This window comes from Polynucleobacter cosmopolitanus (assembly GCF_002224225.1).
GTDB classification, from domain to species: Bacteria; Pseudomonadota; Gammaproteobacteria; order Burkholderiales; family Burkholderiaceae; genus Polynucleobacter; species Polynucleobacter cosmopolitanus.
In genome coordinates this window covers 289,793-304,651 of the sequence record NZ_NJGG01000001.1, presented here as the reverse complement: position 1 = coordinate 304,651, position 14,859 = coordinate 289,793, and the positions used below count along the sequence as shown (strand labels likewise).

The 14,859-nt window shown below is 44.0% G+C and carries 17 protein-coding genes; 12 read left to right on the top strand and 5 right to left on the bottom strand.

The genetic code is table 11. The features are described 5' to 3' along the window. Positions 1-3: 3 nt before the first annotated feature. From AOC33_RS01545 to ptsP, 6 genes are all read left to right on the top strand, one after another. Positions 4-1,491: an ammonium transporter gene (locus AOC33_RS01545; RefSeq protein WP_089514848.1), complete on the top strand. Its 1,488-nt coding sequence runs from the start codon at positions 4-6 to the stop codon at positions 1,489-1,491. A 129-nt stretch (positions 1,492-1,620) separates the two neighbouring features. After that, positions 1,621-2,913: a glutamate--cysteine ligase gene (gshA, locus tag AOC33_RS01540; protein WP_089514847.1), complete on the top strand. Its 1,293-nt coding sequence runs from the start codon at positions 1,621-1,623 to the stop codon at positions 2,911-2,913. Between the two features lie 4 nt (positions 2,914-2,917). After that, on the top strand, positions 2,918-3,862 hold the full coding sequence (gene gshB, locus AOC33_RS01535) for a glutathione synthase (RefSeq protein ID WP_089514846.1): 945 nt from the start codon (positions 2,918-2,920) through the stop codon (positions 3,860-3,862). Next, a complete protein-coding gene (locus AOC33_RS01530) occupies positions 3,863-4,303 on the top strand; it encodes a PTS sugar transporter subunit IIA (RefSeq protein WP_089514845.1) in 441 nt (146 codons plus the stop codon). A gap of 2 nt (positions 4,304-4,305) precedes the next feature. Then, positions 4,306-4,575 (top strand): HPr family phosphocarrier protein, encoded by a 270-nt coding sequence (locus AOC33_RS01525; RefSeq protein WP_089514844.1) that lies wholly within the window; start codon positions 4,306-4,308, stop codon positions 4,573-4,575. Position 4,576: 1 nt separating this feature from the next. Further along, positions 4,577-6,334 (top strand): phosphoenolpyruvate--protein phosphotransferase, encoded by a 1,758-nt coding sequence (ptsP, locus tag AOC33_RS01520; protein ID WP_089515551.1) that lies wholly within the window; start codon positions 4,577-4,579, stop codon positions 6,332-6,334. Between the two features lie 31 nt (positions 6,335-6,365). Here ptsP and AOC33_RS01515 read toward each other — a convergent pair whose 3' ends face one another. The 3 genes from AOC33_RS01515 to gpmA are packed head-to-tail and all read right to left on the bottom strand — an operon-like array spanning position 6,366 to position 9,263. After that, entirely contained in the window at positions 6,366-7,118 is a 753-nt protein-coding gene (locus AOC33_RS01515) for a HesA/MoeB/ThiF family protein (RefSeq protein ID WP_089514843.1), read from the bottom strand. Positions 7,119-7,130: 12 nt separating this feature from the next. After that, positions 7,131-8,567 carry a S41 family peptidase gene (locus AOC33_RS01510; protein WP_089514842.1) on the bottom strand — a complete coding sequence of 479 codons (1,437 nt, stop codon included), beginning with the start codon at positions 8,565-8,567 and terminating at the stop codon, positions 7,131-7,133. A gap of 3 nt (positions 8,568-8,570) precedes the next feature. After that, complete coding sequence (gpmA, locus tag AOC33_RS01505; RefSeq protein ID WP_089514841.1) at positions 8,571-9,263, bottom strand: 2,3-diphosphoglycerate-dependent phosphoglycerate mutase; 693 nt, start codon at positions 9,261-9,263, stop codon at positions 8,571-8,573. A gap of 22 nt (positions 9,264-9,285) precedes the next feature. Between gpmA and AOC33_RS01500 the strand changes: the two genes are divergently transcribed. Genes AOC33_RS01500 through AOC33_RS01485 form a run of 4 tightly spaced genes read left to right on the top strand, consistent with a single transcriptional unit; the run spans position 9,286 to position 11,498 of the window. Beyond that, a complete protein-coding gene (locus AOC33_RS01500; RefSeq protein WP_180738073.1) occupies positions 9,286-9,699 on the top strand; it encodes a rhodanese-like domain-containing protein in 414 nt (137 codons plus the stop codon). Positions 9,700-9,708: 9 nt separating this feature from the next. After that, complete coding sequence (gene grxC, locus AOC33_RS01495) at positions 9,709-9,966, top strand: glutaredoxin 3 (protein ID WP_089514839.1); 258 nt, start codon at positions 9,709-9,711, stop codon at positions 9,964-9,966. 12 nt (positions 9,967-9,978) lie between these two features. Beyond that, positions 9,979-10,470, top strand: coding sequence for a protein-export chaperone SecB (gene secB, locus AOC33_RS01490; protein ID WP_089514838.1), 492 nt, complete (start codon positions 9,979-9,981; stop codon positions 10,468-10,470). Beyond that, the gene (locus AOC33_RS01485) at positions 10,470-11,498 is read left to right on the top strand and encodes an NAD(P)H-dependent glycerol-3-phosphate dehydrogenase (RefSeq protein WP_089514837.1); all 1,029 of its coding nucleotides are present in this window, start codon (positions 10,470-10,472) and stop codon (positions 11,496-11,498) included. The genes secB and AOC33_RS01485 overlap by 1 nt, the downstream gene beginning before the upstream one ends. Positions 11,499-11,525: 27 nt before the next feature. Here the strand turns inward: AOC33_RS01485 and trmL are convergent, their stop codons facing one another. Continuing rightward, the gene (gene trmL / locus AOC33_RS01480; RefSeq protein WP_089514836.1) at positions 11,526-11,996 is read right to left on the bottom strand and encodes a tRNA (uridine(34)/cytosine(34)/5-carboxymethylaminomethyluridine(34)-2'-O)-methyltransferase TrmL; all 471 of its coding nucleotides are present in this window, start codon (positions 11,994-11,996) and stop codon (positions 11,526-11,528) included. Beyond that, on the bottom strand, positions 11,990-12,778 hold the full coding sequence (locus tag AOC33_RS01475) for a ComF family protein (protein ID WP_180738072.1): 789 nt from the start codon (positions 12,776-12,778) through the stop codon (positions 11,990-11,992). Before AOC33_RS01475 ends, trmL begins: the two co-directional genes overlap by 7 nt. Here AOC33_RS01475 and AOC33_RS01470 point away from each other — a divergent pair. Together AOC33_RS01470 and coxB are read left to right on the top strand one after the other, a co-directional pair. Then, positions 12,723-13,511 carry a methyltransferase domain-containing protein gene (locus tag AOC33_RS01470; protein WP_180738071.1) on the top strand — a complete coding sequence of 263 codons (789 nt, stop codon included), beginning with the start codon at positions 12,723-12,725 and terminating at the stop codon, positions 13,509-13,511. The two genes, AOC33_RS01475 and AOC33_RS01470, sit on opposite strands and share 56 nt — an antisense overlap. Before the next feature lie 169 nt (positions 13,512-13,680). Further along, the gene (gene coxB / locus AOC33_RS01465; RefSeq protein ID WP_425439806.1) at positions 13,681-14,835 is read left to right on the top strand and encodes a cytochrome c oxidase subunit II; all 1,155 of its coding nucleotides are present in this window, start codon (positions 13,681-13,683) and stop codon (positions 14,833-14,835) included. The last annotated feature ends 24 nt before the right edge of the window (positions 14,836-14,859 follow it).

Below are 14,859 nucleotides of genomic sequence, written 5' to 3'. Positions count from 1 at the left end.
AAAATGACACATTGGATTAAACGTCTACTCGCAGCTGGTGCAACAGCTTTGGCACTAGGATCCGTTACGATGGCAGTCTCATCTCCAGCATTTGCTAAAGATGAAGCAAAGCCAGCTGTAACTGCTCCTGCTGCAGCTGCTGCTAGTGCTGCCCCAGCTGCTCCTGCAGCCCCGGCACCAGTTGCAAATAAAGGTGACACAGCTTGGATCATGATTTGTACTGCGTTAGTGATATTGATGACGTTGCCAGGTTTGGGTCTTTTCTACGGTGGCTTAGTGCGTAGCAAAAACATGTTGTCCGTGTTGATGCAATGCATGGTCATCTTCTCGTTGATCTCAGTTCTTTGGGCGGTGTATGGCTACAGTATTGCCTTCACTCCAGGCAACGCATTCTTTGGTGGATTTGATCGACTCTTCTTGGCTGGTTTAACACCAGAATCAATGGGCGCCACCTTCAGTAAAGGTGTTGTGATTCCAGAGTTTGCATTCTTCTCATTCCAGGGTGCGTTTGCAACAATCACTTGCTGTTTGATCATTGGTGCGTTCGCTGAACGTGCTAAGTTCTCTGCAGTGTTGTTGTTCATTGTTCTTTGGTTCACATTCAGCTATCTACCAATCGCTCACATGGTTTGGTTCTGGCCAGGTCCTGATGCTTACACTGATGCAGCCGCGGCTGAAGCAGCCACAGCAGCTTCTGGTTGGTTGTTCCAAATGGGTGCATTAGACTTTGCCGGCGGTACAGTGGTGCATATCAATGCGGCGGTGGCTGGTTTGGTTGGTGCTTATGTGATCGGTAAGCGTCTTGGTTTCGGTAAGGAAGCCATGAAGCCACATAGCTTAACTTTGACCATGGTTGGCGCATCACTTTTGTGGTTCGGTTGGTTCGGCTTCAATGCTGGTTCAGCACTAGAAGCTTCAGGTGGTTCAGCAATGGCATTTGCTAATACATTCTTAGCAACTTCAGCTGCTGTATTGACTTGGTCTTTGGGGGAGTGGATTGGTAAAGGCAAGCCATCAATGTTGGGTGCGGCATCTGGCGCAGTTGCCGGATTGGTTGCAATCACTCCAGCAGCAGGCTTCGTTGGCCCAATGGGCGCCATCATCATCGGTTTGATCTCAGGCTTCCTATGCCTATGGGGTGTGACTGGTTTGAAGCGCATGCTTGGCGCTGATGACAGCTTGGATGTGTTTGGTGTTCACGGTGTGGGTGGTATTGTGGGTGCGCTTTTAACAGGTGTATTTGCAGCCCCAGCATTGGGTGGCACAGGTATCTATGACTACGTAGCCAATGCTGTAGCAGCTGATTACTCAATTGCTGGCCAAGTATGGATCCAGGCCAAGGCTGTATTAACTACCATCGTTTGGTCAGGTGTGGTGTCATTCATTGCCTACAAACTGGTTGATGTGGTGATTGGTTTGCGTGTACCTGAAGATGCTGAACGTGAAGGTTTGGACATCACTTCTCACGGCGAAACAGCCTACGAAGGTTAATGATTTAGTAGTAAATCTGTGTGAAATGTGAAGTAAATATCCCCCGGTAGATTTCTTGCTGGGGGGCTTTTAAAGAGCGGTTTCTTTAATTAGAACCCGCTCTTTTTTTATCTGTCTTAGAATGACAACATGGTTCCTCATCTTATTACTGCCCTGAATGGTCCTTTGCTTGAATTAGAGAGCAAGGTTTTAGAAGCCACACCTGCCATCGAGCGATGGTTCAGGCTGGAGTGGCAAGAGCACACGCCCCCGTTTTATTGTTCAGTGGATCTGCGCAATGCCGGGTTCAAGCTTGCTCCTGTTGATACAAATTTATTCCCTGGAGGGTTTAATAACTTATCTCCAGAAATGATGCCATTGGCCGTTCAGGCGTCTATGGCATCTATTGAGAAAATTTGCCCAGATGCAAAAAATTTATTGTTGATTCCAGAGCGTCACACACGCAATGTGTTTTATTTGCAAAACGTGGCACGCTTAGCTTCAATATTGAGACAAACTGGTTTGAATGTTCGACTAGGAAGTTTGTCAGAAGAAATAACAAAACCAACACCAATCGATTTGCCAGATGGCCAAAGATTGGTTTTGGAGCCGTTGGCCAGAATTGGGAATAAAGGTCGTCGATTAGGTCTCAAGGATTTTGATCCTTGCACGATTCTTTTGAATAATGATTTATCAGGCGGCATCCCCAAGATTTTAGAAAATCTTCACGAGCAATATTTATTGCCTCCATTGCATGCGGGTTGGGCTGTGCGCCGTAAATCAAATCACTTTGATGCCTACGACGATGTGGCTAAGAAGTTTTCCAAAGTGATTGATATTGATCCGTGGATGATCAATCCATTTTTCACGAAGTGTACTGGCGTTAATTTCCATGAGCGCATCGGTGAAGAGTGTTTGCAAGAGAGTGTCGATACTATCTTGAAAAAGATTGCACGAAAATACAAAGAGTACGGCATCAAAGAAAAACCATATGTGATTGTTAAAGCAGATGCTGGAACTTATGGCATGGGCATTATGACTGTCAAAGATGCTAGCGAAGTCAAAGATTTGAATCGCAAAGAACGCAATAAAATGAGCGTTATCAAAGAAGGCTTAGAGGTTGCTGATGTCTTGGTTCAAGAGGGTGTTTACACCTTCGAGAAAATCAATGAAGCTGTTGCTGAGCCTGTTGTCTATATGATGGATCGTTACGTGGTTGGTGGTTTTTACAGAGTTCACACGGGCCGTGGGGTTGATGAAAATCTCAATGCGCCGGGCATGCATTTTGTGCCATTGGCGTTTGAGCACAATTCAATTCCGGATGTGGCTGCAAAACCAGGCATTGCAGTACCTAATCGTTTTTATCTTTATGGCGTGGTTGCAAGACTCGCTTTATTGGCGGCATCTTTAGAGCTAGAGCGCACTGATCCAGAGGCAGAATAATCAGATGAAGAAGCTTCTCTTTATTGCAGATCCTCTGAGCAGTTTCGTCGTCAAAAAAGACAGTACTTTGGCCATGATGAAAGCTTCGCAACAGCGAGGTCATGAAGTTTGGCATTGTCATATTCATGATCTGAAAAGTATCGACTCGTTGATTCAAGCAGATTGCAAGCAGATTGAGATAACTACTCATGACGGTTCTTGGTTCAAGGAAGTAAAAGCTCAAGTTCGAAAGCTTTATGAATTTGATGCCATCATCATGAGGAAAGATCCTCCTTTTGATTTGGCTTATGTCACAGCCACTTGGTTTTTGTCGCAAGCATGTCTTGAGGGTGCAAAAGTATTCAATGCTCCTGATGCTTTGAGAAACCATTCTGAAAAATTAGCGCTCTTGGAGTTCATGAAGTTTGCACCCCCGACAGTCGTCAGTCATGATTTGGCCGACATCAAAGCATTTCATCAGCATCATCAAGACGTGATCATCAAGCCTTTGGATGGCATGGGTGGCCAAGGTATTTTTAGGGTTCAAGCCAATGGGTTGAATTTAGCCAGTATTGTCGAAACTCTGGGCGGTAATGGTCAGCGAGCGTTGATGGTTCAAAAGTTTCTGCCAGAAATAGCCGCAGGCGATAAGCGGGTGTTGTTGATTGGTGGCGAAGTGGTCCCCTTTAGCTTGGCACGTATTCCACAAGCTGGTGAAGTGAGAGGTAATCTTGCATCCGGTGGTAAGGGTGTTGCGCAACCCGTCACTCAACAAGAATTGAGTATTGCCGAAGAGCTCGCTCCTCAGTTGGCTTCAAGAGGGTTGCATTTGGTGGGCTTGGATTTTATCGGTGGTTTTTTAACAGAAATAAATGTGACCAGCCCAACTTGCTTTGTTGAAATTAGCGAGCAAACAGGTCATGATGTGGCATTACAGTGGTTAACTAATTTAGAGAAACATATTCATTAAATGGCCGGCATTTTAATCATCGCTCATGCGCCTTTGGCATCTGCATTACAAGAATTCACTCGCCATGTGTATGGCGAGGTGCCAGATCGTCTAAAGGCCCTTGATGTCATGGCGCACGAAGATGCAAAGTTGACTTTGGAGCGCGCGGTAGAAGCAGCCCAGTCAATCAATTCTGATAAGGGCCTTCTGGTGCTCACAGACATCATGGGGGCTACACCAGCCAACGTGGCCAGTCGTTTAGCTCATATGACAGAATTTGCCGGGCATGTCAGAGTGATTGCAGGAGTCAATTTACCGATGTTAATGCGGGCGATTGCCTACAGAACAGAGCCTTTAGATTCTGCCACTCAAAAAGCCATGCATGGTGGGCAACAAGGGATTATTCCAATTGGCCACATGGGTCACATTGATGACAATAATAAGATGGAAGTGAAGGATTAAGAATGCCCAGCGCAGATATTAATATCATCAATAAACTTGGATTGCATGCTCGCGCCTCGGCTAAATTAACCCAGCTAGCAGGTCAGTACCCGTGCGAGATATTTTTGTCCAAGAGCGGCAGAAGAGTAAATGCTAAAAGTATTATGGGTGTCATGATGCTTGCTGCTGGAATGGGCAGCGTCTTAACTCTTGAGACTGAAGGTGAGCAAGCGCAAGAGGCTTTTGATGCGATTCAGGCGCTCATCAATGATCGTTTTGGGGAAGGTCAGTAATTTGTCTTTTACGCTTCATGGTATTCCTGTTACGAATGGTATTGCGATAGGTCGTGCCCTGAGGATCGCTCCATCCGCCATGGATGTGAAGCATTATTTGATTTCTGAAGGTAACGAACAAGTAGAACAAAAAAGGCTTCTCGACGCATTTCAAATTGTTAGACAAGAATTAAAGACTCTAAGAGCAGGTTTGCCTGAGGCAGCGCCAGAAGAGATGGCTGCATTTTTGGATGTGCATGGCATGATTTTGGCGGACCCAACGCTGACAGAAAAACCTTTAGAGCTGATTCAAGAAAAACGATACAACGCTGAATGGGCTTTGGCTACTCAGTTGGAAAATGTGCTCGAACAATTTGCAGAGATTGAGGATGCTTATTTGCGCGAAAGGGCTGCAGATATTCGTCAGGTCGTTGAGCGGGTCATGAAAGTCCTTCATTTGGGCGAGGATCATCAAACCATTGGAGCCTTCTACAAAACAGTTTCTGAAAACAGAGAGCTGAGCGAAGTGATTGTGGTGGCCCATGACATTTCTCCGCCAGACATGTTGCGCTTTAAAGAATTGGCTTTTGGTGGATTTGTCACTGATTTGGGCGGTAAAACTTCACACACTGCAATCGTTGCAAGAAGCTTGGATATTCCTGCTGCTGTTGGTGTTAGAAGTGCCAGTGAACTGATTCGACAAGATGATTGGCTCATCATCGATGGCGATCGTGGCATTGTCATTGTTGACCCAAGTCCTTTTATTCTTGAAGAGTATCGCCATTTGCAGTCGGCGAGAAAACTTGAAAAGAAAAAACTTTTAAGACTCAAGCACACACCAACAGTGACACTGGATGGTCAGCACATTGATTTGATGGCCAACGTTGAAATGCCGGATGATGCGCCAATGGCATTGGATTCTGGGGCTGTTGGCATTGGTTTGTTCAGATCTGAATTCTTATTCATGAATCGCCAAGGCCAAATGCCAGATGAGGAAGAGCAATTCTGGGCATATCGCAAAACAGCTGAAGCCATGAAGGGTTTGCCAGTCAGCATCAGAACCATTGATATTGGTGCCGATAAGCCTTTAGACGTCAAAGATAATGGTGGTGCAAACTATTTGTCACCTTTGGGTTTGCGTGCCATCAGATGGTCATTGTCTGAGCCTGAAATGTTTTTGATTCAGATACGAGCAATCTTAAGAGCTTCGGTATTTGGCAAGATCAAGATTTTGATACCGATGTTGGCTCATGCTCAAGAAATTGATCAAACTTTAGAGTTGATACAAACTGCTAAAAATCAACTGGAAGCTGAAAGTATTAGTTTTGATCCAGGTATTCAAGTGGGCGCTATGATTGAAATCCCAGCGGCTGCTTTGGCACTTCCTTTGTTCATTCGTCGCTTGGATTTCTTATCTATTGGCACCAATGATTTGATTCAATACACTTTGGCGATTGATCGTGCAGACAATGCTGTTGCGCATTTGTATGACCCACTACACCCTGCAGTTTTAAGATTGATCGCCAGCATTATCAGAGATGCAAAAAATGCTCAAATGCCAGTATCTGTGTGTGGCGAGATGGCTGGAGATGCCTCAATGACGAGGGTCTTATTGGGTATGGGCTTGACTGATTTCTCACTTCATTTCAAGCAGCTCTTATCGGTTAAACAAGAAATCTTGCGATCTGATACCCAGCAATTGAAATCAGCGGTTGATAGTTTGTTATCAGCGATTGAGCCTGAAGATATTCAGGCAGCATTTCAAAAAATTAACGCTTGATCAATATTGATTCAGTCAATGAGTGATTGAATCAATAATTGTTGGAACAAACTTCGCAGTTAACTCGTTGATGTAACTCAATCGTATCAATCTGCGTTGATCTGGCATCCCACAACAGTAATTTGCCGCAAAGAGATTTGCCAACGCCAGTGATCACCTGAAGCGCTTGAGCTGACTGCATTGCTCCAATGATGCCAACAAGAGGTGAAAAAACTCCCATGGTTGAGCATTGCACCTCATCGAACTTTTGATCTTTTGGAAATAAACAGGCATAACATGGTGTGCCTTTTTGTCTTGGATCGATCACGGTGAGTTGCCCATCAAAACGAATGGCTGCACCACTGACCAAGGGGATCCGATGTTTCACGCATGAAGCATTGATCAAATGTCGACTTGAAAAATTGTCTGTGCAATCTAAAACAACCGTTGCTGTCGGTAAAAGCTGATCCAGTAACTCACTCGTTACTTTTTGTTCAAGAGCCACCACATTGAGATGGGGATTGAGTTCTTGCAACATATTTTTTGCGGAGCTCACCTTGGGCATGCCAATAGAAGTTTGGCGGTGCATGATTTGGCGTTGAAGATTGGTTAAATCAACCACGTCATGATCAATCAAAGTGATTTTCCCAACGCCGGCTGCTGCTAAATAGGGCGCGGCTGCAGAACCAAGACCGCCAGCGCCGATCACAACAACGTGAGCTGACAATATTTTTTCTTGGCCTTCAATGCCAATATCATCCAGAAGAATGTGGCGAGAGTATCGAAGTAGTTCTTGATCGTTCATCGCCAACTTTTTTTATTCCAAGCGAGACTTGGATTTTTTAATTGGTTGACCTTTTAAGTAAGCAGCTGCCTGAGTGAGCATGAAGTCTTCTGCTGTACCAAATTCAGCAGGACGCTTTTTGCGATCTTTTTCTTTTTGCTCAGGTGTTTTCTTGGCATTCAAATCTTCAATGCGTTGCAATTCCTCAAGACGACGTTGTTCGCGATCTTTGATTAATTTCTCTTCAGAAGATTGTTTATTCTTAAGATGTTTTTCGCTGTCAATTTCGCGAGTGATCAATACATCATCAGGATCACCTTCAGCGTTTTGATCAACGGCAATGTCAGGCTTGATGCCAAATGCCTGGATTGATTTACCAGTTGGCGTGTAGTAGTAAGCAGTGGTCAGCTTCAAGGCTGAGTCCGCGCTCAATGGGCGCACAGTTTGTACTGAGCCTTTACCAAAGGTTGTTTTGCCAATGATGGTGGCACGTTTGTGATCTTGTAAGGCACCCGCAACAATTTCTGAGGCTGATGCAGAGAATGCATTCACAAGAACAACGAGCGGTACTTTTTTGAAGACCGGAGACAGTTGCGCTAGGGCATCATTGTTTTCTGATAAACGATAGTTATCAAAAGTTGATTTAAATACTTGTTTGGCTTCTTCTGTTTGACCCTTGGTCGAAACAATCAAAGTGTCCGTTGGTAAGAAAGCCGCAGATACTCCAACAGCGCCTTGTAATAGACCGCCGCCATTGTTTCTTAGGTCCAGAACCAATCCTTTTAATTGCGGATTTTCCCCAGCCAATTCATTTAACTTTTTGGCTAGATCTGGAATAGTTCTTTCTTGGAAGCTGGTGATGCGCACGTAGGCAATGCCAGGCTCAACAAATTTAGCTTTAACAGACTGAACTTTGATCTCAGCGCGAGTGATGGTGATAGGGAAAGTTCTGTCTTCACTTTTTCTGAAAATTGTTAAAGTGATTTTTGTGCCAGGCTCACCACGCATGCGACGCACAGCTTGATCAAGAGTCATGCCGCGCACAGGCTTGTCATCCAAGCGAGTGATCAAGTCACCAGATAAAAGACCAGCCTTTGCTGCAGGCGTATCTTCAATTGGATTGAGAATTTTGACAATGCCATCTTCAGAAGTGATTTCAATGCCCAAGCCAGCAAACTTACCTTGGGTGTGCTCTTGCATTTCAGCAAAATCTTTTTTATCCAAGTAAGAAGAGTGCGGATCTAGTCCGCTCACCATGCCTTTGATGGCATCAGTCAATAAACGCTTATCTTCAACTGATTCAACATAATCTCGTTTGATTTGACCAAATACATTTGATAGATTGCGAAGTTCATCTAGCGGTAATGAGGAGCTTCCTTGTTGAGCAGTGGCTGAAAGTTGCAAAGTTAATGCAACTCCAGCAATCAAACCTGAGCAAACGAGGGCAATACTCTTGATCGAGCGGCGCATAGATTATTTTTCTAAGTAAAAATGTTTAATTGGTTTTAAGTTGTCATCTAACTCATAAACAAGAGGTATTCCGTTAGGAATATTGATTTCCATGATGTCTGAATCAGATACGTCGTCTAGGTACTTTACTAGGGAACGGATACTATTGCCATGAGCTGCGATCAAAACTCTCTTACCAGAGCGCAAGGCTGGGGCAATTGACTCCTCCCAAAGTGGCAAAACTCGAGCAACGTTGTCTTTTAAGCATTCGCCCAGAGGAATTTCTTCTTTTTTAAGTTTTGAGTAGCGCGGGTCGTTAAATGACGCTCTTGGGTCATTTGGATCCAGCAAGGGAGGTCTGACGTCGTAGGACCTTCTCCAAATATGAACCTGCTCATCGCCATACTTGGCGGCCGTTTCAGTCTTATTCAAACCTGCCAAGGCGCCATAATGACGCTCATTTAAGCGCCAGCTGTGCACCACTGGCAGCCAAAGCCTATCCATGGCTTCTTGAGCATGCCAAAGGGTTCTAATGGCCCTTTTGAGCACAGATGTGTAAGCAATGTCAAAATCATACCCGGCAGCCTTTAAACTCTCTCCAGCTTGGATAGCTTGCTGGATGCCGGTAGGGGTTAAATCAACATCAACCCAGCCGGTAAAACGGTTTTCTAGGTTCCATTGGGATTCGCCGTGGCGGATAAGTACGAGTTGTTTCATATTCACATTCTATAATTTACTGATGGACTTCTTAACAAATACAAATAATTTATTACTTCTTGCCACCCTGCTTACATCGGGATTGGCCTTGGCATTGCCCCAGATCTTGGGGCGCCTTAACAAACAGCTGCTCAGTGTGCATGAGTCTGTGCAATGGATTAATCAGCGTCAAGCGCAGATTGTTGACATCCGCACGCCTGATGAATACAAAGCAGGCCATATAGCAAATTCTAAGCATTTGCCACTTTCAGAGCTTGATTCAGGCTTAAAGCAAGCAAAAATTGATAGCAACAAGCCTATCATTTTAGTTTGTTTGAGCGGAACTAGAGCAAATACTGCCCTCGGAAAGCTTAAAAAAGCTGGCTGTAAAGAGGTTGCTTGCATGGATGGTGGAATTTCTGCTTGGAATCAAGCGGGTATGCCACTCATCAAATAAGAGTCAATCATGATAAAAATTACGATGTACAGCACCCGAGTTTGTCCATATTGCAATATGGCTGAAAGATTGCTGGTTTCAAAAGGTGTTGAAATCACAGAAAAAATCTTGGTTGATGTGGATCCGGTGCGCCGTGAAGAAATGATGACCAGAACTGGGCGTCGCACGGTACCGCAAATTTTCATAGGTGAAACACATGTTGGTGGGTTTGATGATCTATCAGCATTGGATAAAGCAGGTAAATTAGACCCATTATTGGGCAAGTAAATAGGAAAAAATATGACAGAAGCAGTCAACAGCGAAATGGGAACAGACCCAGTTTTTCAAATTCAACGCGTTTATTTGAAAGATATTTCTCTAGAGCAACCCAATGCCCCAGAGATTTTGTTAAATCAAGGTGAGCCAAAATTAGAAGTTCAGGTTGATATCCAAGCTAAACAATTGGATGACGTTAATTTTCACGTCACTTTGATTGGCAGCGTTACAACCAAGATTGAAGACAAGGTACTCTTTTTGGTCGAGGCTCAGCAATCAGGTATTTTTGAAATTCGCAACATGCCTGACGAGCAAATGAACCCTTTGTTGGCAATTGCTTGCCCAACCATTTTGTTCCCATATTTGCGCGCAAATATTGCGGACATGATCAGCCGTGCAGGCTTTCAGCCGGTTCATTTGGCTGAAATCAATTTCCATGCTTTGTACGAGCAACGCATGGCGCAGGGCGCTCAAGCGGAAGCTTCTAACGACAGCGGAATTATTCTGCCGAACTGATGAAGCACATTTATTTTCTTGGGGCAGGTGCATGGGGAACCGCAATGGCCATGCATGCCTCAAAAAATAAAAAAGGACTTCCAGTTACCTTGTGGAGTCGCTCTGATGAGCTTGCTAAAACTATTAGAGCGACGCGATTTAATCAACAGTACCTTCAAGACATTCAATTGCCCACTGAACTTTTGATCAGCAGTGATTGGAATCAGTTATTCGATGATTGTGCGCAAGAAGATTTGTTGTTCATCGCAACCCCTGTTTCTGGTTTAAAAGAAACGGTTGATCATCTGTTGAAGCTTCAACAGATTCCAAAAAATTGGGTTTGGTTGTGTAAGGGCTTGGAGCCAAAAACTTCATTGATGCCACATCAGGTGATTGCACGTGAGTTAAGTCTTGCCTCTGCCAATGACAGAGGCATCAACACAGCTGTTCTGTCAGGCCCCAGTTTTGCTTCAGAGGTTGCCAAGGGGATGCCTTGTGCACTGACAGTTGCAAGTGAATCAAATGAATTAATTGCCAAGGTACAAGATGCTTTGCACCATGGCAATATGCGCATTTATGGCAGCAACGACATTGTTGGTGTTGAGTTGGGTGGTGCCATCAAAAACGTTTTAGCCATTGCAACGGGTATAGGTGATGGCTTGGGCTTGGGTTTGAATGCCAGAGCTGCTTTATTGACTCGTGGTTTAGCCGAGATGATGCGTTTGATGACAGCCATGGGTGGTAAGTCTGAAACAGCCATGGGCTTGACTGGGGTGGGCGATTTGATTTTGACAGCCACTGGTGACCTATCAAGAAATCGACGCGTTGGTCTTCAACTGGCCACAGGAAAAAAGTTACCGGAAATACTGAAGGATCTAGGGCACGTTGCAGAAGGAGTGCTGTGTGCTCAAGCGGTGAGTGATCTTGCAAAATCCAAGGGCATTGAAATGCCCATCACTCACATGGTGTGCGAAGTGTTGTTCAAAGAATTGGATGCAGCAACAGCGGTCAAGTTATTGATGGGTAGAGACGCCAAGTCTGAAGCTTAATAATTGAATTAGTAAATAAGCAAGTAACTATTCGCCACCCTTGAAATCCATTTGGCGCCAAGCTTCATAGATCATCACTGCCACAGAGTTTGATAAATTCAGGCTCCGACTATTTGCCCTCATAGGTAATCTCAAGCATCTTTCAGGCAAAAAATGATTTCTCACATCTTGAGCCAGCCCTTTTGTTTCAGAACCAAAAATTAAAAAATCATTTTCTAAAAATTTAGCTTGTGCCAAAGTTGCAGTACCTTTGGTTGTGATGGCAAACATCCTGCCTTGAGGTGGCTTTTCTTGTTGAAGAAAATCTTGCCAACTTTCATGAACCTTCATGTTGGCGTATTCGTGATAGTCCAGTCCCGCCCGCTTCAAGCTTTTGTCCTCCAGAGGAAAGCCCAATGGTTTGACCAAATGAAGTTGCGCTCCAGTATTGGCGCACAAACGAATGATGTTGCCCGTATTGGGTGGTATTTCTGGTTCCACAAGAACAATGTTTAGCATGATGATTTTTTAGGTGTTCTAAGAATGACCCAATTATGAACACTTTGCGCTCCAAAATCTTTAAGTAATTGTGCAATCACACTCAAAGTTGCTCCGGTGGTCATGACATCATCAATTAAAACAATGTTTTTATTTTTAATCAGATCAATGTTGTTGGGATTGATGAAGAAAACATTGTTTAAGCGATGGGCCCGCTCTTGTTTGCTGGCTGATACTTGATCGCCTTCGATGTGTATTCTTTTTAACACCTTCCAGTTGCTTTTTATTTTTAGTTTTTTTGAAAACAGCTTACAAAGCTCCCATGATTGGTTAAAGCCTCTGCGGTGAAGTTTTTCTTGACTCATGGGAATGGGCAATATCACATCAACTGACTGGTCTTTCTTTAGTTCCTTTGGATGAATATCAAACCAAGCATCAAAAAGACCATGTGCAATGGCGATTTGATGTTGGTATTTGTATGAATGGATGGCGTCCGTTAAAAATCCACCATAACTGTCAAGGCAAAGTGTTGCATCAAAAGGCGGCTGGTTTTTTAGGCAATCCAAGCACAGTGAATTTTTTTCGTGGTGTGCTAATGGTAGAGCGCATTGAGCGCATCTATTTAACTGGGAATCTTTTAGTCGTTTACGACACTTTTGGCATATCGTTGCCGTTTGAAACTCCTGGCACCCAATACAGGAAGTAGGCAGGAGTAAATTCATGTAACGCTCAGTATACTGAACACTTATGCCCACAACATCAACAGTGCCAAGCGCATTTTCAAGCTCAGGCTCAAGAACCATTCCTGAATTTCTAGCATTAGAAATTGCGCAACGCATGGCTGAAAAATTAGAGATTGTTCGTTTACAGCCGAAAAAAATTGGCCACCTTGGAGCATTAAATTTAAGCGTTCTGGGTTCTTATTACCCCGAGGCTGAGCACCATTGCTTTGATAGAAAATTTTCTTCAAACGCTCTTTCGCAGTTGTTTAAAAAAATCACTCGCCAATATTTTTATAGGTATCAAGAGCCTGCACCTATTGGGGTTGCTGATTTTGATTTGATTTGGTCAAACTTGGAATTGCATCTTCAAGGTGACCCTAATTCATTGATGAAACAGTGGAAAAGCAAACTCAAGCCTGAAGGTCTTTTGATGTTCAGCTACTTTGGCCCTGATACAGGTAAGGAGCTTGCCAAGCTTTTCCCCAATGACTATTTGCTGAGGAATGCAGGCAGCTTTGACATGCACGATGTGGGGGATGGATTGATGCAGGCTGGCTTTTCTGAGCCTGTGATGGACATGGAGTACCTGACCTTGTCCTATGATGATCCTGATTTGTTGTGCAAGGAAGCATTTGATTTGGGTTTGTTGGCTTCCTCTGATTCAGCAAAGCACTTAATTGGGGCTGAATCGAAGTTGACCATCACCCTGGAAGTTGTTTACGGTCATGCTTGGGCGCCGGATGCCTTACTTGCTCAAAAGAAAGCTGGAATAACAACCATCAGCCCCGATCAAATTGTTAGGTCTAAAAAATAAGTAAGCAAGCGCACACATACCTTAATACCTAATTGTTGTTGTGTAAATGTCTCAATTGCTTAGTAATTTATTGCACTAGATCAAATTACAAATATAATTCATGCCATATCAAGTGCATTGCTAATAATGCGGTGCAACAGATTCAAGAATTTATTTAATGGGAACGAAGATGAAACATCGCACATCACTGGTCGGTTTGCTATTTGGTTTGGTGAGCTCGCTCTATGCTAATTTTGCTTTGGCTATCAATGACATGCCAGGCGGTCCTTCAAGATTTCAGTTAAATCTTCAGCCTGCAGCAACCAAAGTTGCTGAAGAGGTGGCGTATCTTCATTGGATGATGTTGATCATTTGTGCGGTTATTTTTATCGCCGTGTTCGGCGTGATGTTCTACTCAATTTTCAAGCACCGTAAATCATTAGGTCATAAAGCAGCTAGCTTTCATGAGAGCACAACAGTTGAGATCATTTGGACTGTGGTGCCATTGATCATCGTGATTGCGATGGCATTGCCAGCAACTAAAACAGTTGTGGCGATGAAAGACACAACCAACGCTGACATCACAATCAAAGTGACTGGTTATCAGTGGAAGTGGGGTTACGATTACATCAAGGGTGAAGGCGAAGGCGTTTCATTCTTGCAAACTTTGAAAACACCACGTGAGCAAATCAACAACCAAGTTGAAAAATCAAATACCTATTTGGTTGATGTTGATAATGAAATGGTTGTGCCTGTGGGCAAAAAAATTCGTATGGTCACAACTGCTAACGATGTGATTCACTCATGGACCATTCCAGCATTCGGCATCAAACAAGATGCGATTCCAGGCTTTGTTCGTGATGCTTGGTTCAGAGCGGAAAAGTTAGGCACCTTCTATGGCCAGTGTTCAGAGCTATGTGGTAAAGAACACGCGTTCATGCCAATCGCTGTGAAGGTTGTGTCGGATGCAGAGTACACAGCATGGGTTGCTGATAAGAAAAAGCAAATGGCTTCTTTGGCTGATGACCCAACAAAAACTTTCACAATGGATGAGTTAAAGCAACGTGGTGAAAAAGTTTACGCATCTAACTGCGCGGCATGTCATATGCCTAACGGTAAGGGCGCTGGCGCATTCCCAGCTTTAGATGGATCTAAAGTTGTTTTAGGTGCTAAGGATGCCCAATACAAAATCTTGTTGCAAGGTAAGGGCGCCATGCCAAAGTGGACTCAACTCAACGATGTTGAATTAGCCGCAGTTATGACATACACACGTAATGCTTGGGGTAATAAGACTGGTGAATTAATCCAGCCTAAAGACTTCACAACAGCACGCGCAGCGAAATAATTAAATTAGATAGGTAATTGGAGC